Genomic DNA, 25,850 nt, shown 5'->3' with positions numbered 1-25,850 from the left:
ACATCGAGCATGCCTCGCCCCTACCCCGGCACCCAACCCCCCCTCTCCCTGTTCCCATTCGGAAACCCGTACCGGTTCAGGAGCAGTTTTGCCCTTGATGAAAGGGGCGATCGCCGCCGAGAATCAAGCCCAATAAGCAGTGTAGAAATAGCGTGGGTCACCGACTATGGCGACGATTCTGGAAAAAGGCAATATCAGTATCCATACTGAGAATATTTTCCCCATCATCAAGAAGTGGCTTTATTCTGACCATGAAATCTTCTTGCGGGAACTGATTTCTAACGGCGTTGATGCGATTCAAAAGCTGTCTCTGTTGTCGCGATCGGGCCAATATGCCGGTGAGGCCGGCGAACCGGAGATTTCCATCCAGGTGGATAAGGACGCCAAAACCCTGAGCATTTCCGATACGGGACTCGGGATGACTGCCGAAGAGGTTAAAAAATACATTAACCAAGTGGCATTCTCCAGCGCCGAAGAATTTGTTAGCAAGTACAAAGAAAGCGGTGATGCCAACATCATTGGTCACTTTGGCTTGGGTTTCTATTCTTCGTTCATGGTGTCGAGTGAAGTCGAGATTGACACGCTCTCCTATCAGGACGGGGCCGAAGCCGTGCATTGGCGTTGCGATGGCACGACGGAGTTTGAGTTATCCCCCTCGGAGCGCTCTACCATCGGCACCACCGTCACCCTGCATCTGCTAGAAGACGAGCAGGAATATCTGGAGCCAACGCGCATTCGCCAGTTGGTCAAGACATACTGCGACTTTTTGCCCGTCCCCATCAAACTTGATGATGAGGTGATCAATAAGCACGAGGCTCCCTGGAAGGAGTCTCTCAATAGCCTCAGCGATGAGGAATATCTGGAGTTTTACCGTTACCTCTATCCCTTTCAAGAGGAGCCGCTGCTGTGGGTTCACCTGAAGACGGACTATCCCTTTGATGTCAACGGGATTCTGTATTTCCCCAAGCTGAAGCCCGACATTGACGTCACTAAGAGCAACATCAAGCTGTTCTGCAATCAAGTATTTGTCAGCGACAACTGCGAAGAAGTGATTCCCCGGTTTCTGATGCCGCTGCGGGGGGTGATCGATAGCCCGGACATTCCCCTCAACGTGTCGCGGAGCTTTTTGCAAAACGATCGCACCGTCCGCAAAATCTCCGAATACATTGCTCGCAAAGTCGGCGATAGCTTGAAAGGGCTCTATCGCACTGACTTGGCGAAGTATATTTCGTCCTGGCAAGACCTGGGCACCTTCATCAAATTCGGGGCGATGAACGATGACAAGTTCAAGCAGCAGGTCGAAGATTTCATCATCTTCCGCACCACCGCCAAACTGGGAGAAGATGCGGGTGAAGAGGCCGCCAAGGTGGAAGTCCAAACCGATGCGGGAGATGCTTGGTCTGAGGTTGATGGCGACAACCAGGTACCGACCGATGCGAACGGTTGCTACTACACCAACCTCAAGGACTACCTGGAGCGCAACCAAGCGCAGCACGAAAATCGGGTGTTTTATGCCACGGACGAGGCTTCGCAAGCGACTTACATTGCGCTGCATCAGTCCCAAGGATTGGAAGTGCTGTTCCTCGATACGTTTATTGACCAGCATTTTGTCACCTACCTGGAGCAGCAATACAGTGATGTGAAGTTCTCGCGGGTGGATGCCGAGTTAGATGATGCGCTGTTTGATAAGGATCAAGAGAGCGAAATTGTTGATCCGACGACCAATCAGACCCGCGACGAGGAAATCAAGAGCCTGTTTGAAACCGCTCTAAATCTGCCCAAGTTAGATGTGCGTACGCAAGCGCTGAAAACGGAAACCCCCGACACGCCGCCAGCCATGGTGCTACTGCCCGAACAAACTCGGCGGATGCAGGAAATGATGGCGATGATGCAGCAAACCAACGCTGAGTTTCCCGAGGAGCATGTGCTGCTGGTTAATACGGCGCATCCGCTGATCAAGAATCTGTCGAAGCTGAAGCAAGGCGCGATCGTCCAACCGGATGGCAGCAGTTCTCCTGCTGGCGGCATGGCTGATCTAATTTGTCAGCATGTCTATGACCTAGCACTCATGGCGCAAAAGGGGTTTGACGCCAATGGCATGAAATCGTTTGTGGAGCGATCAAGCAAGCTGCTGACTCAGTTGACTGACAACTAAAAGGAGTCAGTTGGGGGCGATCGCGGGCGATCGCCCCGCATTTTGAATGCTGCTTCCAGCCGGAGGCAGCATTTTTGCTTGGCCCGCTGACCACTACCTAGCGGTGCTGATCTTAGTCGCCACTCTTAGTCGCCACAATAGACGATCAAATCAATTTCAACGTCTCCATATCCGGCGAGGGCGGTTACGCCAACGGTCGTACGACTTGGCAACCGCGCCGCGCCAAAGTAGCTGGCGTAGATCTCATTCACCGTGTCGTAATACCGAAAGTCGGTGACAAACACGCGAGCCATGACCACTCGGTCAAACCCAGTTTCGGCGTGGGTCAGTACTCGCTTCAAGTTTTCCATCACTTGGCGAGTTTGATCCGCGATCGCGATTTTTTGGACTGCCCCAGATTGCGGGTCTTCAGGGAGTTGCCCCGTCACGAACAAAAAATCCCCCGCTCGGACGGCGTGAGAATAAGGTGCCACAGGCGGCAGGACGTTATCAGGCAAAGTAATGTGTTCTAACACGCGGAGCCTCAAGTAGATGTTGTTTATGTACTACATGCCACAGAGGAAAATATCGAATAAAGGTGACCAAAGGCAAGAATTGAAGTGCTGGCCTAACCTCAAGTTCATCGCCTGAGAGCGTTGCACCGAATGCAGCCTGACTAGCTGATGGCGGAGGCATCGTGATTCAGCTTCAGCTTGCGCCACTGATGCCTCAATCTCAGGACAGGGCTGGCGGCGATCGCTTTAGAGCTTGCGCCAAATCTCCGGTAGCCAGTCGGCGGGAATCTGGCTCAGCGATCGCTGTTGTTGCTCAATGCCCAGAAACCTGGCCTGCAGCTGCAAATTGCGCACCAAGGCCTGCAAGGCGGTTTCTGCCGAGGCTGAGGCCAGCGACTGCCAGCCCGTCAGGGCGGCGACGTAGTGGTGGGTGGCTTGAGTCAAGAGTGGCGCTTGCGCAGTGATGTTAGGCGCTAGGGCGATCGCTAACTGGTCATAAACCACGCCGACACTGTGGTGCGCGGCCCACACATCAAAACTGAGGGGTGACTCCGCCAGCGGTTCGGTGGCCGCGATCGCCGCTTCGTAGGCAAGAATCGCCTGTCGCCAAGCTTGTTGCTGGGCCGTGGATTGTGCTTCGCAGTGCCCCCCTAAATCCCAATAAGCGGTACCGAGATTGTTCTGAGTGGCCGCATACCCGGCGGGGTCGGCTGCCACCGTGCGATAAGCCAGGGCGGTGCGGTATGCCCCGATTGCCTGCTCCAACAAAAACACGGGCCGCTCATGGCGAGCCAAGCTCCAAAGAGCAATCCCTAAGTTGTTTTGCAATTGCGCATAGAGCTGTGGGGCGGGCTGTGGTTGCGAGTGTTGTAGCGCCTCTTGATACGCCGCGATCGCCCGGTGCAAATGGGTGGACTCTTGGGTCTGCTGAGCCAAACTCCAGTAGGCGGTGCCCAAATGGGTTTGCAACGTCACATATTCTTCGGGCATGGACTCGACGGGGGCATATTGCAGCGCCCGATGAAAGGCCCGCACGGCCTTTCCCAGATATTGCCCTGGCTGTTGATGAACGGCCAGCAAGCTATACACGCTGCCGAGATTACTATGCAACCGATTCAATACACCTGGCGCAGTGTGCGGGCTAATGTGCACCAGAGCCGCTTCATAGAGTTCGCAACTGTGGGTCAGCCGTTGACAATAGACCTCCCCGGTGGTTGCCTGCTGCGCCCATAACCAGTAAAGGCTGCCTAAATCGTTCAAGGCTTCGGTGCGTTGGGGCGTCGCGGGGTGCTCTGGCTGTAGCGACTCGTAAGCCTGAAGGGCCCTCTCTAAAGTGGTCGTGCTGTGGTCACCCGTCTGTACACGATCGCGTAGTTCGAGCGCGATCGCCCAATCAGCAGACGGCGAACGATCGCCTGGCGGCGGCACGAACGCTGACGGTACCGACTGGAACCCTGCCGCTTCTGTCTCGGTGGGTACGGGCACTTTGGCTATCGTTTGGGGCGATCGCTCTGCCGTCTCAGCGGGCTGGTCCAACGTGGTGGCGGCGGGGGAAGACTCGGGGGCGGCAGCCGGAGCGGCGGCGGTATCGGTGGTTGATGTCGCATCTTCCCCAAGGGACGGTCTGGGTGGGCGGGGGGATGATTCAAAGTCAGTCAAATCATCCTGGAGCTGATGCCACAAAGAGGCTGAGACGGTGGGCAAGGGCGCGTCTGCGGCGGCGTCTTCAGGCGATGTTGCCTCTGGGGGCTCATTGATCGGGACGGACGGTGTCTCTAGCGAAGCCTCGGTGGGCGCGGGAGCATCAGCCAGCTCTTCGGCAGCGGGCGGTGACCAAAATTGCCAATCACGTACGGCGGAAAAAGCGACCTGAAAGTGGGGCTGATGGGCGATCGTCGAAATGGGGGTCGGTTCCCCGATAAACTCAAACACGCTGCGCCCCAGATGTGGCACCTCCCGCCGAATTTGCTTCAGCCAGGGCCGGGGCAGCCACAATAACAGGCTGACGTCTAACTGCTGCCAGATGGGCCAGAGCTGATGCAGCGATCGCAAAAATTGATACTGCGTGTCTGGCCCACAGTGCGTGAGTTGTTCAATGCCCAGCACCTGAAGCACCGGCGGGCGATCAGCCAGCGTCAAGGGTAGCCAGCCTTGAATTTGCTGTACCAGGTTCGGCTGCTCAATATCGAACAGTCGCTGGGGGGCGGCCATCTGGCGGCGGTGGTGTAAGCTTTCTGCCAACGTGGCGGCTAACTGCCGCTGCAAAGGCAAATCGTCGCAGGTCGCCAACCAAATCTGATGCGGGGGAATCGCCTGCACGGCGGCCTGCAACCGTTGATAGGTTTCCTGGTTATGTCCAGGCAAAACTTGAGAATTCAGAGGAAGCACAGAGACCGCAGTAACCACAACGTAATTGCCATAGAACTCTAGTTTAAATCTCCCCATCACTCACGAGTGATTCAGGACAGAACCTTGGCGAATTGCACATGTAACTCTCACCATTTGGGGATGCCTTCCCAAGCCTCAGATTTAGCGGAAGCCAACTAAACTGATATGCTGAGAATCCCAATGCTTGCTTATTCGAGCGTGTCTTCAGACTGCTGCCTTAGTAGTTGTCGATGCTCACTGCTGGCTCCGTTGTTTCCCTCATCCAACTTGCTTATGACCGCGTCCCCATCCACCTCTTTGCGCGAACAGCAGCATCCGATGATTCGCCAACTGGCGGACATTATTGAAACGGTGTGGCAGCAGCATCTCACCCTATCGCCTTATCACCTGCCGGAAGATTTGGGCTACGTCGAAGGTCGATTAGAAGGCGAAAAGCTCGTCATCGAAAATGCCTGCTATCAAGCGCCTCAGTTTCGTAAGCAGCACCTAGAGTTGGCGCGGGTGGGGAAAACGCTGGATATCTTGCACTGCGTGATGTTTCCCAACCCTGACTATGATTTGCCCATGTTTGGCTGCGACATTGTGGGGGGGCGCGGCCAAATCAGTGCCGCGATCGTGGATTTGTCGCCCGTGAGTCGCGATCGCACCCTGTCGGCCAGTTATCGCGATGCTTTAGCCCAGTTGGCCCAGCCGGAGTTTAGTCAACCGCGAGAAATTCCGACGTGGGGCGACATTTTTTCCGAAGCGTGTCTATTTGTGCGGCCAACGACCCCCGAAGAAGAGCAGCAGTTTTTGCAGCAGGTGCAAGGCTATCTCACCATTCACTGTCAGCAGGCGATCGCGGCGGCTCCCCAGCCCGAGCGCCGGGTCGAAATTCTCGCCGGGCAAAATCACTACTGCACGCAACAACAGCAAAACGATAAGACGCGACGAGTGCTGGAGAAAGCCTTTGGCGATGCCTGGGCTGAGCGTTACATGACCACCGTGCTGTTTGATCAGGCACCCAATTAGGCGTGCCAAGGTGGCGATGCCTGTTATCCTATATCAAACAACTTTTTCACTTCTGAATGCTGGATGAGTGTCTCTGACGGCACGATCCACTGCGTTAATCCTGGGGCTGTCATTGACGCTTTTTCCCGAGTTGGCTGAGCCTATCAGCCGGAACTCAGGCTTATTTTTAAACCCCTTTAGTTTTTATTTGCCGCGATTCCCTTAACTCCCATGACTCAAACGTTATCTCCCGATGCTGCGCTCTTCTCTAATGAGGCTTCAGACGAACCGATCGCCGCCCCGGCGACACCAGGGCGGTTAGTCGTGCTGACCGGGCCGAGCGGCGTTGGCAAGGGCACCTTACTGCATCGCCTCCGGCAGGAACATCCTGGCCTGTATCTCTCGACCTCAGCGACGACCCGCGCCCCGCGAGAAGGCGAGGAGCACGGCAAAGACTACTACTTTGTCTCCCGCGAGCGATTTGAAGCGATGATTGCGGCGGGCGAACTCTTGGAATGGGCCGAGTTTGCCGGTAACTATTACGGCACGCCCCGCCAGCCCGTGACAGTGCAGATCGAGCGCGGTAATCAAGTGATTCTCGAAATTGAGTTGAAGGGAGCCCGGCAAGTGGCCCAATCCTTTCCCGCAGCTTTCAAAATTTTCATCGTGCCCCCGTCGCCGGAAGAATTGGAACGTCGCATTCGCGATCGCGGTCAGGATGACGAAGCTGCCATCACCCGTCGCTTGGAGCGATCGCGCGTGGAACTCGACGCAGCGGATGAGTTCGATCTGCAAATTGTGAACGACAACTTGGAGCAGGCCGTCGCCAGGTTAGCAGACGTGCTGCTCTGAAAAATTCCCCAGGACTGGTCTCGCTGGGCTGGCAATCAGAGTTGCCAATACAGTAGATTTCCCACCTTACCGATCAGTCGCTGTTTGAGCGATCGCTGCCGCCATGCAGGGAATTCCACCCGTTCACTGCGGGCAAAACCAGCTTCAAAAAAGGCTTCAACTTCTTGTAGCAAGGTCGGCTCGTTGGAGCAGACATTTAGCTCATCGTTGTGGAAAAAGCTGCGTGGATCAAGATTGGCACTCCCCAAGCTCACCCACAAATCATCGATCAGCACAAGTTTGCCATGCATCATACTGGGCTGATACTCATGGATTTTGATGCCGGCGTTGAGTAGGGCGCGATACCGCTCGTGGGACACACAATACACGAAATATTTATCCGCCCGAGACCCCATGGTCAGAATCCGCACATCGACCCCTTGCTGTTGAATGGCGGCTAATTTTTGGCAAGTGACATCGTCTGGCAATAGGTAGGGGCTGGCAATCCACAATCGAGCTTTGGCCGCCGCAATACAGAGCTGAAACAAGCTGCGAATGGGCGAATCACCCATGGAAGGAGCTTCGCCGGGGGTGATGAGCACCGGTGTCGTGTGGGTATCGGGAGCTGACGACAGGTCGTGGCGTGAAAGGTCGACTTCGCCGCCCGCATCCAGCCAATGTTGCCAAAAAAAGCCCGTCAACAAACTAACGATTTCGCCCCGCCACTCGACTTCAAAGTCATACCAGGGCACTTCACCCTCGTTAGCATCTTTGCCGTCCCAGCGGTCGGCAATACCAGCCCCGCCAATCATCGCCACAGTTTGATCCACAATCAACAATTTGCGATGATTGCGGCGCAAATATTCCAACGGGGCTCTAGCGGTAAAAGGCTTAAAAAAACGAACCTTGACGCCCGCATGTTTCAGCGATCGCCAATAGCTGTCGGGCAATGTATGAGCGCCATAGCTGTCTGCTAACACCTCCACGACAACGCCGGCCATCGCTTTGCACTTGAGTACAGTCGCAAAGTCATCGGCGCGTTGGCCCGGGGTCATGGTAAATGTCTCGAACTGAATGCTGGTTTGAGCCTGGGCCATCAGTGTCAGTCGAGCCGACTGAATAGCCGCAATATCTGACCAAAAATTCGTTGCCGTGCCTTGAGTCATCAACGAATCAGACATACTGGCGATGGTAGCCAAAAAGTGAGACGCCGACGGACTCAACCCTTTAATCGAATAGTTTAATCGGGGCAAAAAATGACCGCTAAGGTAAAGATAGCTGACAAACGCAAACAGCAAAAGTAGGCCCAGTATGCCGCTAATTAGGATGACGGTCATTGCCCTCTTTGTTGTGACAGGTATTGTGAAAGATCAGTGTCTAATGGTCTGACAATATTTGTGAGCGCTAGCAACTTTCAAACCCTATAGATCAATCCTACAGGTCAGAAGAAGTGTCTGGAGAGATGGACAATCCGCCCTGAGTCATAACCCGCTGCTGGGGAGTAATTAAGTCAGCGATCGCTTCTACATTTACACCAATATCAGCACAAGCCTGTTTCAGGGCTGTTTGAAAGGTTGTAACATCTTGACCGTACCCACATCGCTCAGCGGCAATACCCACACCCTCACCGGCATTGGCCTTTGCACAATCTACTAATTCCGGTCCTTTCAAGGGAATAGGATTACTCATAGTCACGAATGAAATCTGCAATAATGTTTATTTCTAAAACGTTACTCGAAAGTGTCTATCCTCACTTCTAGCTAGAGGTAGAGATTAAGAATAAATTCTCCATGACCGTTTTCCGGGAATCAGGAATCGAAACAATGCGTTACTTCGCTGGGGGAATGGAAACCATCAGCTAAGATTTAGACTACATCTTGTCACTGTGGGCCAGTCATCATCTCTCTATTTCGATAGAGGTGGCGTTATGTCGATTGACCCGTGCCAGCATCCGACTTTCTTGAGAAGGTGAGCACAGATAAAACTTGTCAATAGCATGATGTAATTAATTTTGCATACTGTACTGGCTTGAGGTAAGACTTCCAGGAAAAGTTTACATTTTGCCAATTTATCCATAATTTCGGAACAGGTATTTTGCTTGCGATCGCAATCCGTAAGTCACGATTTGGAAGCCCTTGATGTCAGGTCAAATATCTTGTTTTTCAAAAGCTGTTAAATAGTCAGGTCAATGAATCGAGTTATTTCCATTATTCTGGGCGGCGGTGCTGGTACGCGCCTTTATCCCCTGACCAAAACTCGGGCAAAACCAGCGGTGCCACTAGCCGGAAAGCATCGACTAATTGATATTCCCATCAGCAACTGCATCAATTCAAATATCCTCAAAATTTATATCCTGACGCAGTTTAATTCGGCTTCGTTAAACCAACATATTTCGCGCTCTTACGCTTTTTCTGGCTTTCAACAAGGTTTTGTCGAGGTTTTGGCCGCGCAGCAGACTCCCGAAAGCCAGGCTTGGTTTCAAGGCACAGCGGATGCGGTTCGACAATATCTAGGGCGATTTGCGTCCCATGATGTGGACGATTATTTGATCTTGTCGGGAGACCATCTGTATCGGATGGATTATAGCGACTTTGTTCGTCAGCACCGCGAGAGTGGGGCCGACATTACTTTGTCTGTGGTGCCGATGGATGAAGCCCGGGCCTCTAGTTTTGGCCTGATGAAAATCAATCCGCATGGTCGCATTATCGATTTTTACGAGAAGCCTGAGGGCGAGGCGCTTAAACACATGCAGGTTGACACGACGGCTTTAGGCATGGATGCCGCCGCTGCTCAGAAAATGCCCTACATTGCGTCGATGGGGATTTATGTTTTTAAGCGCCGGGCGCTGTTAGATTTATTGCAGCGTCGCCCAGACTATACCGATTTTGGTAAAGAGATCCTGCCTGAAGCGATTCATAAAATGAAGGTGCAGGCATATCTTTTTAATGATTATTGGGAAGATATTGGCACCATCAAAGCGTTCTATGACGCTAATTTGGCTTTGGTAAAACAGCCCAATCCTGACTTTAGTTTTTACAATAAATCGGCCCCTATTTACACCCGAGCACGGTATTTGCCACCGACGAAGCAACTGGAATGCACCGTGACAGAGTCGATGATTAGTGAGGGCTGTATTCTTAAAAGCTGCCAGATTCATCATTCCGTTTTGGGCATCCGCACCCGGATCGAATCAGGCTGCTTGATTCGCAATAGTTTGCTGATGGGGGCCGATTATTATCAATCAGATTTTGAGCAAGATAGCCGCTGCGATCGCCCCCAAATTGCCCTGGGGATAGGAGCCAATAGCGAAATCAGCAACGCCATCATTGATAAGAATGCTCGGATTGGGTGCAATGTCAAAATTTTGAATAAAGACAATGTGCAGGAAGCCGAGCGTGAGCAGGATGGGTTTTATATTCGCAGCGGGATTGTGGTGGTGCTAAAAGATGCCACCCTGCCCGATGGCATGGTGATTTAGGCAAAGGTTTTAGGTGTCTAATTTTCAAGGTTTGCCGAGTCATCGCGCCAAGGTGCGATCGCGGTTGACCCAATAGGGCAAAGGGGTGTCTTTGGTCGGCCAATTGCGGCGAATGAATTTGATTAGAAAAGGCATCGATACGGCTAATAGAATTGCCCCAAACCAGACGCCGGAACGGAATTCCTCTAGCGAGGTGGGTTCGGCGTTGCCGGTGAGGCGCGAGATGATTTCCAGACTAGCCGCGATCGCGTTATTGAGGGCATGAATGGCGATCGCCACCCCTAAGCTGTTGGTGCGCAAATACAGCAGCGCCATCACCAGACCAAACAGGGTGAGCCCAATCACGTTGCCGTGCAAAATGCCGAACAGGATGGAGGTCAGCAGCACTGCCACCGGCGGATTCCAGCGGGTGCCCCAGCGGTGTAGCAAAAAGCCCCGAAACAAAAACTCTTCCAACACCGGGGCGGCCACGACCAACAGCAACACCATCAACAGGTTGTATAGCCAGGGAATAGCCGTTTCCTCTGCGCCCAAAAATAGTGACTCGGCTAAGGTGCTGGCGACCCAATCGGGTGCCCAGTACGACAACGCCACAAACGACAGTTGAAACGCGCCGAGAGAAAACATAAATGACATGACCCAGACCCCAAACCAGGCCAGCCAATCGGGGCGCTCGGGCCATGGCCCGAGGAGCAGTGGGAGATTGACCTGGCGGCGGCGATATTGCCAGAGCACCCACAAACTGCCGCCCCCAAACACAATGAGATAGAAGATGGGCGTCAAGAGCGGCTCGGTCGTTGTGGTTGGAGCATTTTGGCTCAGGGTGGCGATCGCCAGCAGCGCCCCCAAAGTCACCCACATTAAAGCGATGACCCCCAAAAAGCGCCGAAAAGTTGGTTTCGCAAAGACTGTTGCGGTGTCAAGCTTGGCCATATACCGGCACCGCTGCTCCCCGCATGTCTTTGGCCGCATCGGAGACTAAAAAGGCAATCACCTGGCCCAGCGACTCGGGTGTCACCCACTGCTGGGCTTGGTCTGCACCCATGGCCTGACGATTGCCGGGGGTGTCGATCACGCTGGGTAAGACGACGTTAGCGGTGACCCCCGTGCCCTTCGTTTCGTCCGCGATCGCTTGGGTTAACGCGACAACGCCCGCCTTAGAGGCGCAGTAGGCGGCTAACTGTCCGGTGGGCTGTACAGCCCCTCGCGACCCCACTGTGACGATGCGGCCATAGTCTTGCGAGAGCATTTTTTGCAAGCTGTGCTTACAGATCAAAAATGTGGTGTTCAGGTTCAAGTCCAACTGTTGTCGCCACTCGGCAAAACTGAAGTCAGCCGTTGCCCCCATGGCAAAGCCCCCCACAAGATGAATCGTGGCATCCAGGCGATCGTGACTCTGGATCAGCGAGATGACCGAGGCCTCGTCGCTGAGATCCGCCGAAACAAACCGCACCCGCGATCGCTCATCAGCCGACAGCTGTGCTTGCAAGTTGTCCACCCCCTGAGCATTGACGTAGGGAATGGTGACCGAGGCTCCCTGGGCGAGCAGTACTGCGGTGACGCCGCGGCCCAGGCCACCCGTGCCTCCGGTAATCAAAACGTGGCGATTGCGCATAAATCCGTTTGCCCTGTCTGCATAGCCCCATGGTAGCCCCGATTGGGCGATGCCTCTCAGCGGGTCTCGGCCCCATTCGCACGGTTGGCAGCAGTTTCAAATTCGACCCCGCTGGAGCCCGCTATCCGCCTGGGGCGCAATTCCTTTCGAGACAGCAGTCATGCTCGCCACCTTGTAAAAAACAGTGTCCCGATGTCACGCCCCTTCCAACCACTGGGCAGACTCTAACTATTAACACGGGAGTTCTTCAGTCGAGAACGGCCCAGTCAGGTTGGTGATCCACTGGGCCAGCCGAGCGCTCCATTGCGGGGTGGCCCCCCATCACTGACCCCAGACGAGGGCTCGGCCATCGCGCCAGTGGGGGCGACGGCGGTACTTACCGGGGGCGCGCTCGGCGATCGCTCCAGGGCAAGCTTGACTGGATGCCTGAAATGTCACTGTTTTGGAATCGGGAAATCGCACATGGTTGTCACTAACGGGTGTTTCGTTGATTGGTCACAGCTGGCCTCAGAGCTGGATTTTGAAGTCATTGCCAAGTTGAATTCGCCGCTGTTGGAGCGATCGCAAGAACCCACACATTCTTTTGCCGACCTCCTGGCCCCGCTCAATCGCGATACTTGCCAAGAGGTGATTCATCAGGTCGAGTTGCAATTGCAGGTGGTCACGCAAACTCTGGCGATGCTTGAAAGCCAAACCTTTGACGTGATTCTGCAAGACATGTTGAGCACCTTTGCGCTGAAGGTGGGGGAAATTCTCAACGCCGATCGCACCACGGTCTTCCTGGTCGATCACCATCGCCAAGAGCTGTGGTCGACAGTCACCGAGACGGAGCATTCGACCGTGGGTCTGGAAATTCGCCTACCCTGGCACCAGGGCATTGCTGGCGAAGTCGCGCACACCAAAGCCAGCATCAACGTCCCGTTCGATTTTTATGACGATGTCCGCTCCGGGGCGGCCAAAAAGTTGGAAGCCCAGACCGGCTACCGCACTTACACCTTGATGGCGCTGCCCGTGCTTGACCCCTACGGCGAGGTGTTAGCGGTGATCGAGGTGTTGAATAAATGTTTGCCCGATGCCGATCCCCGCGTCCCCCTCATTCACCGGATTGATTTGCAAGGGTTTACGCAAGCCGATGAGGTCGCTTTTGCGGGCTTTCACGGGGTCTTTCGATTGATTTTAGAAAGCTCACAGGCCTTTTTTCAAGCGGCCAAACGCCAAAAATCGGCCACCCTACTGGTCAAGGCGACTCAAGCGCTGAACTACAGTGGTTCGTCGCTGACGGCCACCTTAAGCCGAGTCCAACAAGAAGCGCAGTATTTACTGGAGGCGGACCATAGCGCCATTTGGCTGTGGGATCGCGATCGCGGCGATCTATGGACTGACCTGCGGTTGCCAGATGGCACCGCGCACCGCATGCGATCGCCCCTGGGCCAGGGCTACGTGGGGCAAGTGGCAGAAACCGGGACAATTTTGAATCTGCCTTGTGATGTGTACGATCGCCCCGATTCGCAACTGGCTCAGCAAGTGGATCGCCAGGGCCGCTATCGCACCTACAGCCTGCTTTGTATGCCCGTGTTCGATACGGCGGGGCAGCTGATTGCGGTGACGCAAGCCTTCAATAAATACCGCTCTGGGATCTCGCCCATTTCGGTGGTTCCTGAGCCCGCCAATGTGGCAGTGCCAACCTGTTTCAAAACCAGCTTTACCGATGACGATGAGTTTTTTATGCTGGCATTCAACATCCACGCTGGAGCCGCGATCGAGCGGGCGCTCAAACATGAGCAATTGCAAGCAGAAGTCGCTCAACTCAAGCAAGAAAAGGAACAATTGCAAGCGCAACTGACCCGTTAGTAACTTTAAGATTGCGGGCTGGATGTGGGCATTGTGGGTCTATATCTTTGTTGGAACTGTGAGGGCTGATGATGTATTTCCGACGCTTCATGATGTTGTCTGGTAGCCTGCTGTCGGCGACCTTGACTGCTGGTTGCTTTGGCCTGCTGTTATCCCCTGGGGGCGATCGCGCCCTGTCTCCCAATCCGTCAGCGGCAACAACCTCGCAAGTCCGCACCAACTTAGGCGCACTGGCCCGAAGCCAACAGGCTTACTATCTGGAAAATGGACAATTCACGAGCACCTTGGCCGATCTGGGGGTTGGGGTTCGACTCGATGAGGGGGGCTATCAAATCGCGATCGCCGACCAGCAACCCACTCAGGTCGTCATGACGGCCACGCCAGATACACCAGGCAACCCTAACTTTGCGACAGGCGTTTTTGCGATTGAGGTAGCTAACGGCACTACGACGGTCGTTGCCCAGTGTGAATCTGAGACGGGCATGCCGTTGCCCCGGTTAGCCGGTACAGAAACCGTCTGCGACGACGCCCAATAGCCAGGTCACCCCGCCAAATCTCATCACTTGGTGAATGGCCATAGCAGGGCTTGCGACCAGCCGATCGTGATCGCTCCGCTACAATGCCTGCAAGTTGGCAATCAACCCCCATGGCTCACGCAGCTGACCGGACGCATTGGCAGGAGGCAAGATGGCAAAGTCTACCACATCGGAAAAAGTACCCAAGGCGATGCAGGCTAAGTTCGACAGCATCACCGCCATGACCGACGAGTTTGCGGCGCAGCACCTCCATGACGAATATGCCACTTTGATTCGCCAGGCCACCGCAGCCCTTTGCCGCAAGCGCCCCTCACCGTTGAAAAGTGGGCGCGATCGCAGTTGGGCCTGTGGCCTCAGTCACGCGATCGGCATGGTGAACTTTTTGTTCGACTCGTCTCAAACGCCGCACATCAGCGCCAGCGATTTGTATGCCTGGTTTGGCGTGGGCAGCAGCACTGGCCAGGGCAAATCTAAGCAAGTGCGCGACATGCTGGATATGGGGCAACTCGACCCCGATTGGTGCTTACCCAGCAAGCTGGGCGACAATCCCCTCGCGTGGATGATTTCGGTCAATGGCATGATTTTGGATGCGCGATCGGCTCCCCCCGAAGTACAGGAACAACTGGCAGCGGCGGGGATCATTCCCTATGCACCCAGTACGACAGAGGCGGCGGCTCCAGCACTTCCCAAATCACAAAAACCAAAATCAGTCATTCAGCGATCGGGCGACGCCCTCTACATTTTGGAAGTTGATTTAGTCGAGGGACCCGTTACCGAAAGTTTTGCCAAAAAGAATCCTCGGATCATGCGGATCGTCCTCATCAAGGGAGAGCAGTCGCTCCAAGACCTGCACCAGATTTTGTTTGAGGCGTTCGATCGTGAAGAAGAGCACATGTACGACTTTCAAGTCGGGGGGGCAGGGCCAGACGACCCAGACTGTCAGCGTTACGGACTCGCAGCGGTCAGTAGCCTGGACTATGCGGGTGACGTCGCCCAGACCACCCTCAATGATCTCAACCTCGAAAAAGGTGAAATTTTTGGCTACACCTTTGACTTTGGTGACAACTGGTGGCACGTGATCGAAGTGAGAGAGGTGCGCAAAAAAGCGCCCAAGGGTGACTATCCTCAAATCACCAGCCGTACGGGTAACAGTCCGCCTCAATATGCCGATTTTGATTAATGGAGTGAGGTTGCAGCGGTGCGATCGCTACGGCTAATCGCACCGCTACGTTGTTTTTATGAGACTGATTGCCGAGAAGAATGGCGATCGTCGCGTCACAGCTATAACTATTCAAACGCCGCAGTCGATAAGGTCAATCCAAATATCAAAACTCCACTATTGCGCCTAGATAAAAGAGTGTTTGCAAAGTATCTGGATTGCTAGTGGTATACCTGAGCGCTGAGAATCGCGCCCTAGAATCTAATTGTCACGCCATTGAAAACAGGCTCCGGTATCCTTTGCTGGGCAAGCCACCGCTTTAAAGTTTCTCCTAAGATTTGGGTTCGGACAGAAAGATTTAGACGCGATCAAGATCGAATCACTTCTCAGTCAATCTGACACTACTATTCTGTTGACTCTGTCGCCTGATGGAGCAATCAATTCCACACTAGGAGGGATGTAAGCGGCAAGATATTTCGATAACCTTCTCGTGTTAGCCCGTTAAGGAAAACGTATGCACTCACTTATTTATATGCCTCTAATGCAAGTAGAGACAGCTGATGCTTCTTATTTATCAATAGTGAGTATTTTAGGAATTGTGGGCTTCATTGCGGCAGTCAGCATTGGCTCAATTGCGTGGTACAACTCTAAACGCCCCACTGGTTGGGAAGGTAAAGAACGTCCAGACATCGTACCTGAGGTAGAAAAGTAAATTAGGTTACTAAGCCTGATCATTTTGGAAAAATAACTCGGGCTTTGGAGTCAGTTAAAGACTGGGCAGGTGGTCATACTCAGAAGGTGTATGTCCACCTTTTTACAGAATTTCGGATTTATTAAACTAAATACTTGCACGCTTGCATCGTGGGGGCGATCGCTGATATTTTCCTTCGCGGCGAGTATCTCGTGAACAGTGTTGGGTAGCTGGATCAGGGCGGGCCGGGTGTCAGGGGATAAGCTTCCAAATCGACTCCCGAATTGGGGAGGAGGACTTGGTGATTGGCGGGCCGTGGCTTCTTTGGAGGTGAAAAATTGTCCTAGGTACGAGCCCATGATCCCTTTGTTCAAGCAGTGTCAATATTTGGATATGGCGCACCTAGGCTATGAATATCAGCCCCACATGGAAATAAAGCAAAGTTATTGAAGGCAACCACTGTTCCGGTTTTTCGTCATCAGATGTTGATTGTGCTCAGCCTATATTTGATCAATCAACCGCAAAAGCCGACCAAAATGCTGGATTTTCATTCCTTCATTCGGGCTTTATATTTTCTTGAACAAGTCGGGGCACCTAAATGAAGTAATGTTGAAAGGTACAAACTTACGCCAGACGAATAGCTGAAAAAGAACGTTCTAAGGTTAAGTCTATGACTCCTGTTGATTGCATAGACTCTGTGCTGTAGTTTTTGCCAACTTTAAGCCCCATTGTTGGCAATCAGGTTCTATCGAAAGCTTTTTGACGGCGTTACTCACCTGTAAAGATAAGGAGTTCACCAGAAATGTCCGGTTTAATTATCAGTTTTTTAATTACGGTGGTGGTGCTAGCCATTAGCTTATGGTTAGTTTCTTTGCTGCCCACAGGCGTAGAAGTTGATAGTCCTGCCAAAGCATTGTTGGGGGGGGCGATCATCGGCGCACTCAATGGTCTCTACCATTTTTTGCCGCAGGGGTTGCGCACCTTTGGAGCCATTATTAGTCTTGGCCTGATTCCGCTCATCATCAGTATTGTGGTGTTTGGTCTAGCCGCGATGCTGATAGATGGTTTTCGCTTGAAGTGGGGCATCATGAGCGCGATTTTGGGTGCTTTTGCCCTGACCATCGTGAACAGCATTCTGACTTGGATCTTGACTTCGGTTGGGCTGCTGGCTTAGTTGATGGCGGGAGCTAAGCGCGATCGCCTCATGCCTGAATGTTCCTGACTACGGGGAACTTCAGGCATTCTGTCTGTGCTGCTCGGAAGCAGTGCTATCCATTACGACGGTTGGTCTTTGGCCCGCCGCCGCCGCCCGCACTTCTAGGGATCAGCGGCGGAAATATTCAGGATGAACCTGGTTTCGGCTTCGCTCAATCTGTTAGCTGCGAGAGCTGGACAAAGTCGAAACTCAACCTATAAATATTTGTAAGTATTTTATTTTCAAGCGGGCTACTTACTGAGCGGCGGCCAGTTCTTCTTGCAGCATTTGCTGATAAATCTCTCGCAGGTAGGGCGTCACGACATTGTCTTCGGTACCGTAGCCCAGGCTGGTCCAAGTGCCAGAGAGTAAATAGAACACCTCTTCGACCTGTCCCTGCCGTAGTAGGTCGGGAATATCCGCATTCCAGGCATCAAAATCGCTTAACCAGCGGTAAACCACGGCATCTTGATAGGTGGGGCCAAAGTTATAGTCGGCCCACCAGGAATACCACTGAGGCGGCTCGGGATGGTACTGTCGGGCCTTTTCGAGCCAGGTGGTGCTCAGAAACTGGTATCGTCCAGCGGCGGTGGTGCAATCATCCGTATTCGGGCCAGCCACAATCTTAATACAGAGGTCGGGGTGCTGGGTTAGATCGTTGATGCGCTGTCCGCCATACAGGGTGTGGTAGGGGTCGGCGGTGTGTGATTCGGCAACAGAAATGGTGCGCATGAGGGCGCGAATGTAGGGGTCGCCCGTTTCCATCGCAAGGGGCACTGAGTCCACGTTGCCAACGAATGGCAGCTGGTGCAGCGATCGCCCAAAAATCAGCGGGCTTTCTGTGGAGATGAGCCAGGCCACTGTCAGCAGTAAACAAGCGGTGCCCAAAATGGGGCCGCGTTTTTTTGATTTGGCGGGGGACACAATCTGGCGCGACTGTCGCTGGGAAGGAGGCAAAGAGTCCACAGGGCAAGTTGGGGAAATCATTGAGCAGGCTGTTGTCGCTAATAGTAGCTTACGAAAGGAAAAAGCCTGCAAGCTGAAGTTTGCCAGTCTTTCCGTCCACCGTTTTCAACCGCAATGGGATGGACGATCACCGGGCCACCAGGGGCATGAGCCCAGGAATCGTACGGTTGGGACATGAGCCATTAGCGGATTCTGGTGGCCAATTGTCGCTTCGATAAGTTTTGACGCAGGGGCGATCGCATCCCCAGGCCAACTTTTAAGATGAGAGTAACCGGCGTTGGCAGGTAGTTGCAGACAGCGGTGAGGTTGCTGAAATAATTTTTGGCAGCTCGGCAGCGGTTTCAGGAGAAGGGACTGCTCTTCACCCTGGGTGGCTGAGCAGTCGTGAGCGACCAAATGGCTAGGTTTGTTTGCGATACCATCGACAAAGGTGAAGAACCCTAGGGGAGTTAGCATGAGCACACTGAATGATGTTTCTCAAGAGTCGGTCTCGGCGATGACTCACGAATCAGTTGCCGAGCTTGCTAAACGACTGGAGCAAGACGCCTACGACAGCGCCTTTGATGGCCTCAAAGACTGGCATTTGCTCAGAGCGGTGGCCTTTCAGCGGCCCGAACTCGTGAAGAACTATACCTATTTGCTTGATAATGAGCCGTTTGATGAGGAGTAAATCGTTCACCTAGGACGCAAATTTATGGGGGCGGCAGCGGCGGCGACGACTCACCGCGTCATTTTGGGGCTGGGGGGCGGCATTGCCGCTTATAAAATCTGCGAAGTTGCTTCGAGTCTGGCCAAGGCGGGCATTAATGTGGTGCCGGTGATGACGGCTGGGGCGCAGAAATTTGTCACGCCGTTATCTTTGGCCACGCTGTGCCGTCATCCGGCCTATACCGATCGCGAGTTTTGGGCGGCGACGCACTCCCGGCCCCTACACATTGACCTGGGGGAATCGGCGGATTTGCTGGTGATTGCGCCGTTGACGGCGAATACGCTGGGAAAGCTGGCCCACGGTTTGGCAGACAATCTGCTGACGAATACGGTGCTGGCATCGACTTGTCCGGTGTTGGTGGTACCGGCGATGAACACCGACATGTGGCAGCAGCAGACGGTGCAGCGCAACTGGCAGCAGCTCTTGACCGATCCGCGTTATCACGCGATCACCCCTGGAGCGGGACGGTTGGCGTGCGATCGCGTTGGTCAGGGCCGCATGGCTGAACCCTCGGAAATTTTGGCGGTGATTGACTCGCTATTGCTGACCCAGGGCCAGCGTGATTTAGCGGGCAAGCATGTATTAATCAGTGCGGGCAGCACCCAGGAATATCTTGACCCGGTACGATTTATCGGCAATCCCTCGACGGGCAAAATGGGCGTCGCTTTGGCGCAAGCAGCAGCCCATCGCGGCGCGACGGTGACCCTGGTGCATGGGCCAATGGTGGCGGCTCATCGGCAGGGGCTGACGGGGGTACAGAAAATTGCCGTCACCAGCGCAGCGGAAATGCAGCAAGCCTTGGTGGCGCAACTGCCCCAGGCGGATTGGATCATCATGGCGGCGGCGGTGGCCGATGTGAAGCCCCGCGATCGCGCCCCGCAAAAATTGCCTAAAGCTGCCCTGCCGGAACAGTTGCCCCTCGCGCCGGTGCCCGATATTGCCGCCCATCTTGCCAGTCTCAAACAGCCGCACCAGCGACTCATCGGGTTTGCCGCCCAAACTGGGGACATTGAGCCCCCCGCCTGGGAAAAGTTGCAGAGAAAAGGGTTGGATGCGATCGTCGCCAATCCCATCGATCAGGCCGACAGCGGCTTTGGCAGCGATTCGAACCAGGCAATTTTGTTGGGACAGCAGGGCCAAAGACAAGTTGTGCCCCCCTGTCCGAAGCGCCATTTGGCTCACCAAATCTACGATTTTGTGAACGGTTTGGAGAGGCAGGGGGGGGCGGAAGAGAACTCCTAACTACTTCATAAATTTGCTGGCCATACCGATCATGCCAGCCATTTGTCCGAGATCGACCTCGCCCGAGAGCACCTTCTCCAACAGCCCTTCGCCCTGGTTGTTAGAGCCCTTAACAATGAATTGAGCAATGAGTGGGGTCACGCTTTTCACCATGGCGGGTTCGACGCCGACGTGTTGGGCGATCGCCATCACCTGCTCGGATGCCAACAGCTGTTCAACCGCTCCCGTGGCGGCGACGCTTTGCAAACTGCCGATGAGTGAACTGGCGTCTCCCCGTTTTTGCAGTTCCGATTGCAAGTCATGGGCCACGTCGCCAATTTTGTTGTTTTCCACGGGTGCGTTGTTGAGCGCGCCCAAAACGGTGCCCATTAGGTCGTTACTGGCTTCGGTATCAGAGCGCGAGATCGCCTGTCCCACCATGTTCATCAAATCCATCAGTCAGTACCCTGCCTAAACATCACCATACAGATACCACGGGTTGCTCTAAACCGACATCATTCTGTCTGTAGAGAAACTGCAACCCCCTCGCTTGACGATCTGCTTGGCCGTTTCGGCAAACCTCTTTCCCAGAGGGAAAAAAGGCGGCAATCAGCAATACCTCCTGTTTCACTCGCTGAGTTGAGATTGCAGGATCGGATAGAGCGATCGCGATAGATGTCGGCGGCGGGCGGGGGTGTCATCCAGCGGATACAGTGGGGTCGTCATGGCGGGGGGGAGCAGTGGCTGCATCACTTGCCAGAGTTGGCGCTTGGTCAATACTTTGCCAGGGGCGAAGGTGGTGTCTGGTTCGGGCGAGAGGGTGTGGTTCGAGATCGCCGTTTGAATCGCTTGCTCGGCCCAGTGGTTGGCCGTCACATCCGAGAGGGCGGTCGCGTCATCCGGGGAGGCCACTTTCGATTGCGGCAAGCGGGCCAGCGCCGAGGCGAGCACCGCTTTGGTAATCGGCGTGGCGGGGCGAAAGCTGAGGTCGCGGCGGCGCATGGTGCGCACCACGTCGGCGATCGCCACCATTTGAATCGCTTCAAAGTCGGGATCGTCCAGCGCCACATCATCAAAGGCAAAAATGGGAATACCCTGGCGCACCAGGGTTTGCTGCAACCGCCAAGCCCAGTGAGTGGGCTGCCGTAACGCTTGAATGCTCCCCAGTTGGGCTGCCCGGGCGGCGATTTGTCCGGCGGCTTCTCCCAAGGCCCACTGGGCGCGAGGATGGGCAAACAGAGGCCGCAACTGCGGGACACACCCCGGCAGGCTGACGGTCAGAAAGCCTTCGGTATTGCGCAACATCAGCGATCGCAACGGCACTGAAAAGGGGCGCGGTTTGCCCCCTGGTTCCCCAGTCGCCATCACCAGGGCCACGCTGTCGGCAAAAAAGTATCCCCGCGCTTCTCGCCGGTGGTGAGCGATCGCTTCTGCCACCGTGAGCTGATGTTCGGGGCTGAGGGGAGCCGCTGCATCCGCCACTAAATCTTGTTGTAAGCGAGCGTCTGTCGTGGCATCGAGAATCAGCCGCGCATGGACTTGAAACTGCTGGTGGGGGGTGGGGTCGTGAAAGACGACCTGATGCACCCGGCGCTGCCCCCGCTGTTGTGAATAGAGCACACGAATCGGTAGTCCCTGGGGAATCAAGATGAGCTGCTGGTTTTGTAAATAGGGGGCGATCGCCTCACGAAACTGGCCGCCCTTTGACTGGGAGCGGGCGGTTTCAGCGCCTGCTGTGGGGGCGGACTGCGATGTTGAGGATGAGGCGGCATGGAGAGCTGACGGAGAGCGCCAATGGGTCCAAAAAGCCTGCTGACTTTCGGACATGATGGTGCCCGCTTCCCAGGGCGAAATCCGCCGACCTAAACGCCAACTAAAGTACGATTCTGCGGGGTGCGATCGCGATTGGCGGGGCCAAATTTCTCCCCCTGCTGACGTGCCCGCCTGCGCCCAACAAACCTGTCCCCCCGCCTGCAAAATTGCCAGGGTGGCTGTGTACGCCGCCACCGAATTGCCCACCACAAGGGTTTGGCAAAACACTGTTTCGCGATGGTTAGGACGCAGTATTCCCAGTTGTCTCACGGTTAGGCTACTAGCCACGGTGATTTTCGCCTCCAGAGGGTTGGCATCACCATATCTCATCTGACAATGGCCCGTATAGCCTGATCCATGGGGGAGAAAAAACTGTGATCGGGGCGATCAGACATTCTGGTTGTCCCAACTAAAGTGATGGTGAAATCGACATTTTGCCCAACTTGGTTCAGCCCGATTGTGATTGGTTTGGCGCGATCGCCCGCCGATAATTTGGGACACAACCTTGCCGCGATTTCCTGTCAGCCAGTGGGGAATGTTTCATAAGATCAAATATCCTAAAGTTCGTCTGTACTTTAGGTCGATTGTACTGCTATTTTAGAGCTATCCCTTAGTTGTTGCTGGCATGATCCCGAAGCAGCTAACGCTCCGCAACTTTCTGAGTTATCGAGCTGCTACCCTCAATTTTGAGGGTTTGCAAGTTGCCTGTGTGTCCGGCCCCAATGGCTCGGGCAAATCGTCGCTGTTGGAAGCGATCGCCTGGGCGGTGTGGGGCCACAGCCGCACCGTCGCCGAAGACGATGTGATCCATCTCGGCACGTTAGAAGCGCAGGTGGATTTGACCTTTGAGCACCAACAGCAGCTGTATCGCGTGGTGCGATCGCGGCGGCGCAACCAGGGCGGGTCGTTGGAGTTTCAGGTGCAGACCGAGCCGGGCTGGCGGCCCTTGACCCAGCGGGGCATGCGGGCTACCCAACAGTTAATCTGTCAGACTCTGCGGTTGGACTACGAGACCTTCGTGAATTCGGCCTATTTGCGTCAGGGCCGGGCCGACGAGTTTATGCTGAAGCGGCCCAGCGAGCGCAAGCAGATTCTTGCCGATTTGTTGAAGCTGGGGCAATACGACGACCTGGCCGACAAAGCCAAAGATCGGGCGCGGGAAGCCAAAGCCACCCTGGCTCTCTTGGAAACCTCGGTGGCAAATCTGGCAGCACAGGTGCAGCAACGCGGCGCGATCGCCCAGGAGGCCCAGCACATAGAAGCCTGTCTGGTGGCCATTCAGCAGGCCTACGAGCAAGACCACGCCCAGCAGCAACAGCTAGAACAGCAGCAACACCAGCGGCAAAGCTTGGTGCAGTCGCAATTGTTGCTAGAACAACAGCTCAGCCATCGCCATGCCGAAACCCAGCGGCTCGCGGCAGAAACGGCGAAGGTGACGGCCCAGTGGCAAGACGTCGCCGCCGTCTTAGCGCAGGCGGATGAGATTGCCGCTGGCCTAGCGCAATTGCAGGATTTGGAAACCCAGGATGAGGTCTTTTCGGCCAAATTTCAGCAACAGCAAGCGCTACAGACCGAGCGCGATCGCCATTATCAAGCCCACCAGACCCAAGTTCAGCAATTGCAAACCCAGCGGCAGCAGCAGCTACACGAGCGCGATCGCCTGGCTCAGCAGTTGGCTGAGCTGGAACCGATTTTGCAAAAGCAGGCCGCCGTACAAGACGCCCTCGTGGCGCTGACTCAAGCCCGCGATCGCCGGCAACACCTCGACCAGGTGCAGCTCCAGGTCAGTCCCCTGCGACAGCGGCAGCAAACCCTCCAGCGACAGCTCGACCAAACCCAGGCCGAACTCACGGCGCGCTTGACCGCCCTCGCCAATTCGGAATTTCAGCTCCAGCAACAGCAGGCGCAGCAGCCCCAGTTGCAGCAAGCGGTGCTCGCCGTCGGCCACACCCTGGAAGACCTGACGGCCAAACGCGCCTATCAAGAAAAAGTGCGGGAAAAAGGCATCGAACGCCGCCACTTTATGGAGCGCTTGCAGGCCGAACAGCGCAGCTATGAAGTCCAACTCGGCCAAATTGAGCAAAAACTGCAGCTTTTGCAACAGCCCGATGCCGCCTGCCCCGTGTGCGATCGCCCCCTCGATCAACACAATTGGGATGACGTGCTGCAAAAACATCAGACCGAGCGCGAGGAGTTGCAGCGCGAGATTTGGGTGATTCGTGAGCAGTTGGCCGTGTCCGAGCGAGAAATCCAGGTTCTACGCCAGGAATATCGCGAACTGGAGGAGGAACTCGCTAGCTATGGTCACATCCTCGAACAGCGCGGCAGTCTGATGGCCCAACTGGGTTCTAGCGAATCGGTAGCCCAGCAGCTCGCGGCCCTGGGGCAAGAGCGATCGCATCTGGAACGGTGTCTGCAAGAGCGCGATTATGCCCAGGATTTACAGGCGGAACTGCAACAGATCGAAGCGCAACTTGTCCAACTGGCCTATGACGAGCGCGATCACGCCCTGGCCCGGGGCCAGGTCGATCGCCTGCGCTGGGCGGAGATTCGTCAGGCCGAAATTCGCCAGGCCGAACGTCAGCAGGCCCAATTGCTGGAACGACAGCCGCAACTGGCAGCAGCGATCGCCGCTTTGGATGCCGAAATCGCTGCCCTCAAAGAGTCCGACACGGTGCAGGCCATCATCCAGCTGGATGACCAACTCGCAGCGTTGGGCTACCGCCTGGACCAGCACCAAACCCTGAGAACGCAGCTGAAGGAAGCCCAAGGGTGGCGGCTGCATGATCAACAACTGCGACAGGCGCAGCAACGACAGCCCCAACTGCAACAGCAGCTCGCCGCTTTGACCGAGCAGCGACAGCAGGTCGCTCAACAGCAAACCGATTTAACCACGCAGTTACAAGTCCTCACGGTGCAGTTGCAGCAGTCCCCAGACGTGCAGGCCCAAATACAGCAAGTACAGCAACGCCAGCGCGATCGCCAACACCAGCGCGAACAGCATCTGGCGCAACTGGGGGCCTTGCGCCAGCAACTCATCCAGTTTGACCAACTGCAAGACCAGCTCACCCAGCACCAGCAAGACTTATCCCAGGCCCGCCGCTGTCACCGCGTCCACCAAGAACTCGCCACCGCCTTTGGCCGCAACGGCTTGCAGGCACTACTGATCGAGCATCTGCTGCCGCAACTCGAAGCGGAAACCAACCACCTGTTGGGTCGCCTCAGTGCCCACCAACTCCACGTGCAGTTCCTCACCCAGCGGGCGGGTCGCAGTCGCCAGGGCAAACTCATCGACACCCTGGATATTGTCATCGCCGATGCCCAGGGCACCCGCCCCTACGAAACCTACTCCGGTGGGGAAGCCTTTCGGGTCAATTTTGCGATTCGTCTGGCCTTAGCGCGACTGCTGGCTCAGCGTTCGGGTACGCCATTGCGCACGCTGATCATTGATGAAGGGTTTGGGACGCAAGATCGGGAAGGCTGCGATCGCCTCATTGGGGCCATTAATGCGATCGCGGCGGACTTTGCCTGCATCCTGGCCGTGACTCACATTCCCCACTTTCGCGAAGCCTTTGAGACCCGCATTGATGTCTGCAAAACCCCTGACGGCTCCCAGCTCATCCTCTCCAGATAAGTCTTCTCGGTTGGCGGGATGTCCAAAGCGTGATTTCCCTGATCGTGAATGCCGCGCGCCCCGTAGACTAGCAAGGGTGGAGGGGAGTCGTGGGGCGACCACTTACACACCGATCAGGGGCAGCG

At 55.1% G+C, this 25,850-nt stretch carries 22 protein-coding genes; 13 read left to right on the top strand and 9 right to left on the bottom strand.

The features are described 5' to 3' along the window. Window positions 1-166: 166 nt before the first annotated feature. Window positions 167-2,155, top strand: coding sequence for a molecular chaperone HtpG (gene htpG / locus JUK32_RS13855; RefSeq protein WP_204139449.1), 1,989 nt, complete (start codon window positions 167-169; stop codon window positions 2,153-2,155). 125 nt (window positions 2,156-2,280) lie between these two features. Here htpG and JUK32_RS13850 read toward each other — a convergent pair whose 3' ends face one another. Beyond that, complete coding sequence (locus JUK32_RS13850; protein WP_204139448.1) at window positions 2,281-2,670, bottom strand: RidA family protein; 390 nt, start codon at window positions 2,668-2,670, stop codon at window positions 2,281-2,283. A 225-nt stretch (window positions 2,671-2,895) separates the two neighbouring features. Then, complete coding sequence (locus JUK32_RS13845) at window positions 2,896-5,055, bottom strand: tetratricopeptide repeat protein (protein ID WP_204139447.1); 2,160 nt, start codon at window positions 5,053-5,055, stop codon at window positions 2,896-2,898. 255 nt (window positions 5,056-5,310) lie between these two features. On the opposite strand from JUK32_RS13845, the gene JUK32_RS13840 reads away from it, so the two are divergent. Together JUK32_RS13840 and gmk are read left to right on the top strand one after the other, a co-directional pair. Then, window positions 5,311-6,048 carry a phycocyanobilin:ferredoxin oxidoreductase gene (locus JUK32_RS13840; protein ID WP_204139446.1) on the top strand — a complete coding sequence of 246 codons (738 nt, stop codon included), beginning with the start codon at window positions 5,311-5,313 and terminating at the stop codon, window positions 6,046-6,048. A 210-nt stretch (window positions 6,049-6,258) separates the two neighbouring features. Further along, on the top strand, window positions 6,259-6,879 hold the full coding sequence (gene gmk, locus JUK32_RS13835; RefSeq protein ID WP_204139445.1) for a guanylate kinase: 621 nt from the start codon (window positions 6,259-6,261) through the stop codon (window positions 6,877-6,879). Window positions 6,880-6,914: 35 nt separating this feature from the next. Here the strand turns inward: gmk and JUK32_RS13830 are convergent, their stop codons facing one another. Both JUK32_RS13830 and JUK32_RS13825 read right to left on the bottom strand, forming a co-directional pair. Next, on the bottom strand, window positions 6,915-8,195 hold the full coding sequence (locus JUK32_RS13830) for a phosphatidylserine/phosphatidylglycerophosphate/cardiolipin synthase family protein (RefSeq protein WP_204139444.1): 1,281 nt from the start codon (window positions 8,193-8,195) through the stop codon (window positions 6,915-6,917). A 97-nt stretch (window positions 8,196-8,292) separates the two neighbouring features. After that, window positions 8,293-8,547 carry a hypothetical protein gene (locus tag JUK32_RS13825; RefSeq protein ID WP_204139443.1) on the bottom strand — a complete coding sequence of 85 codons (255 nt, stop codon included), beginning with the start codon at window positions 8,545-8,547 and terminating at the stop codon, window positions 8,293-8,295. Window positions 8,548-9,046: 499 nt separating this feature from the next. On the opposite strand from JUK32_RS13825, the gene JUK32_RS13820 reads away from it, so the two are divergent. Then, complete coding sequence (locus JUK32_RS13820; protein ID WP_204139442.1) at window positions 9,047-10,336, top strand: glucose-1-phosphate adenylyltransferase; 1,290 nt, start codon at window positions 9,047-9,049, stop codon at window positions 10,334-10,336. Between the two features lie 39 nt (window positions 10,337-10,375). Here the strand turns inward: JUK32_RS13820 and JUK32_RS13815 are convergent, their stop codons facing one another. Then, window positions 10,376-11,269, bottom strand: coding sequence for a CPBP family intramembrane glutamic endopeptidase (locus JUK32_RS13815; protein ID WP_204139441.1), 894 nt, complete (start codon window positions 11,267-11,269; stop codon window positions 10,376-10,378). Continuing rightward, a complete protein-coding gene (gene fabG, locus JUK32_RS13810; protein ID WP_204139440.1) occupies window positions 11,256-11,951 on the bottom strand; it encodes a 3-oxoacyl-ACP reductase FabG in 696 nt (231 codons plus the stop codon). The genes JUK32_RS13815 and fabG overlap by 14 nt, the downstream gene beginning before the upstream one ends. Before the next feature lie 462 nt (window positions 11,952-12,413). Here fabG and JUK32_RS13805 point away from each other — a divergent pair, with 462 nt between their 5' ends. The 5 genes from JUK32_RS13805 to JUK32_RS13785 all read left to right on the top strand — a co-directional run bounded on the left by JUK32_RS13805 (window position 12,414) and on the right by JUK32_RS13785 (window position 17,362). Continuing rightward, complete coding sequence (locus JUK32_RS13805) at window positions 12,414-13,802, top strand: GAF domain-containing protein (RefSeq protein WP_204139439.1); 1,389 nt, start codon at window positions 12,414-12,416, stop codon at window positions 13,800-13,802. Window positions 13,803-13,870: 68 nt separating this feature from the next. Further along, on the top strand, window positions 13,871-14,338 hold the full coding sequence (locus JUK32_RS13800; protein ID WP_204139438.1) for a type IV pilin-like G/H family protein: 468 nt from the start codon (window positions 13,871-13,873) through the stop codon (window positions 14,336-14,338). Window positions 14,339-14,489: 151 nt separating this feature from the next. Further along, window positions 14,490-15,518, top strand: coding sequence for a DUF6398 domain-containing protein (locus JUK32_RS13795; RefSeq protein ID WP_204139437.1), 1,029 nt, complete (start codon window positions 14,490-14,492; stop codon window positions 15,516-15,518). A 520-nt stretch (window positions 15,519-16,038) separates the two neighbouring features. Further along, window positions 16,039-16,209, top strand: a complete 171-nt coding sequence (gene psb35 / locus JUK32_RS13790; RefSeq protein ID WP_375541568.1) for a photosystem II assembly protein Psb35 — start codon at window positions 16,039-16,041, stop codon at window positions 16,207-16,209. 793 nt (window positions 16,210-17,002) lie between these two features. After that, the gene (locus JUK32_RS13785; RefSeq protein ID WP_375541567.1) at window positions 17,003-17,362 is read left to right on the top strand and encodes a phage holin family protein; all 360 of its coding nucleotides are present in this window, start codon (window positions 17,003-17,005) and stop codon (window positions 17,360-17,362) included. Between the two features lie 276 nt (window positions 17,363-17,638). Here JUK32_RS13785 and JUK32_RS13780 read toward each other — a convergent pair whose 3' ends face one another. Continuing rightward, window positions 17,639-18,340 (bottom strand): glycoside hydrolase family protein, encoded by a 702-nt coding sequence (locus JUK32_RS13780; protein ID WP_239112651.1) that lies wholly within the window; start codon window positions 18,338-18,340, stop codon window positions 17,639-17,641. A 463-nt stretch (window positions 18,341-18,803) separates the two neighbouring features. Here JUK32_RS13780 and JUK32_RS13775 point away from each other — a divergent pair, with 463 nt between their 5' ends. Next, window positions 18,804-19,019, top strand: a complete 216-nt coding sequence (locus JUK32_RS13775; RefSeq protein ID WP_204139434.1) for a DUF2555 domain-containing protein — start codon at window positions 18,804-18,806, stop codon at window positions 19,017-19,019. Between the two features lie 24 nt (window positions 19,020-19,043). Further along, window positions 19,044-20,300, top strand: a complete 1,257-nt coding sequence (coaBC, locus tag JUK32_RS13770) for a bifunctional phosphopantothenoylcysteine decarboxylase/phosphopantothenate--cysteine ligase CoaBC (protein ID WP_204139433.1) — start codon at window positions 19,044-19,046, stop codon at window positions 20,298-20,300. Here coaBC and JUK32_RS13765 read toward each other — a convergent pair whose 3' ends face one another. Further along, on the bottom strand, window positions 20,301-20,735 hold the full coding sequence (locus JUK32_RS13765) for a hypothetical protein (RefSeq protein WP_204139432.1): 435 nt from the start codon (window positions 20,733-20,735) through the stop codon (window positions 20,301-20,303). Window positions 20,736-20,906: 171 nt separating this feature from the next. Next, window positions 20,907-22,379, bottom strand: a complete 1,473-nt coding sequence (locus JUK32_RS13760; protein WP_204139431.1) for an S-layer homology domain-containing protein — start codon at window positions 22,377-22,379, stop codon at window positions 20,907-20,909. Window positions 22,380-22,508: 129 nt separating this feature from the next. Between JUK32_RS13760 and JUK32_RS28035 the strand changes: the two genes are divergently transcribed. Further along, window positions 22,509-22,637, top strand: a complete 129-nt coding sequence (locus JUK32_RS28035) for a hypothetical protein (RefSeq protein WP_255538242.1) — start codon at window positions 22,509-22,511, stop codon at window positions 22,635-22,637. Window positions 22,638-22,716: 79 nt separating this feature from the next. Further along, window positions 22,717-25,725, top strand: coding sequence for an AAA family ATPase (locus JUK32_RS13755; RefSeq protein ID WP_204139430.1), 3,009 nt, complete (start codon window positions 22,717-22,719; stop codon window positions 25,723-25,725). Window positions 25,726-25,850 lie beyond the last annotated feature (125 nt).

It is taken from the genome of Halomicronema sp. CCY15110 (assembly GCF_016888165.1).
In the GTDB taxonomy this organism is placed as follows: Bacteria; Cyanobacteriota; Cyanobacteriia; order Phormidesmidales; family Phormidesmidaceae; genus Halomicronema.
The sequence above is the reverse complement of the archived record's forward strand: the minus strand, read 5'-3'. Positions and strand labels throughout refer to the sequence as shown.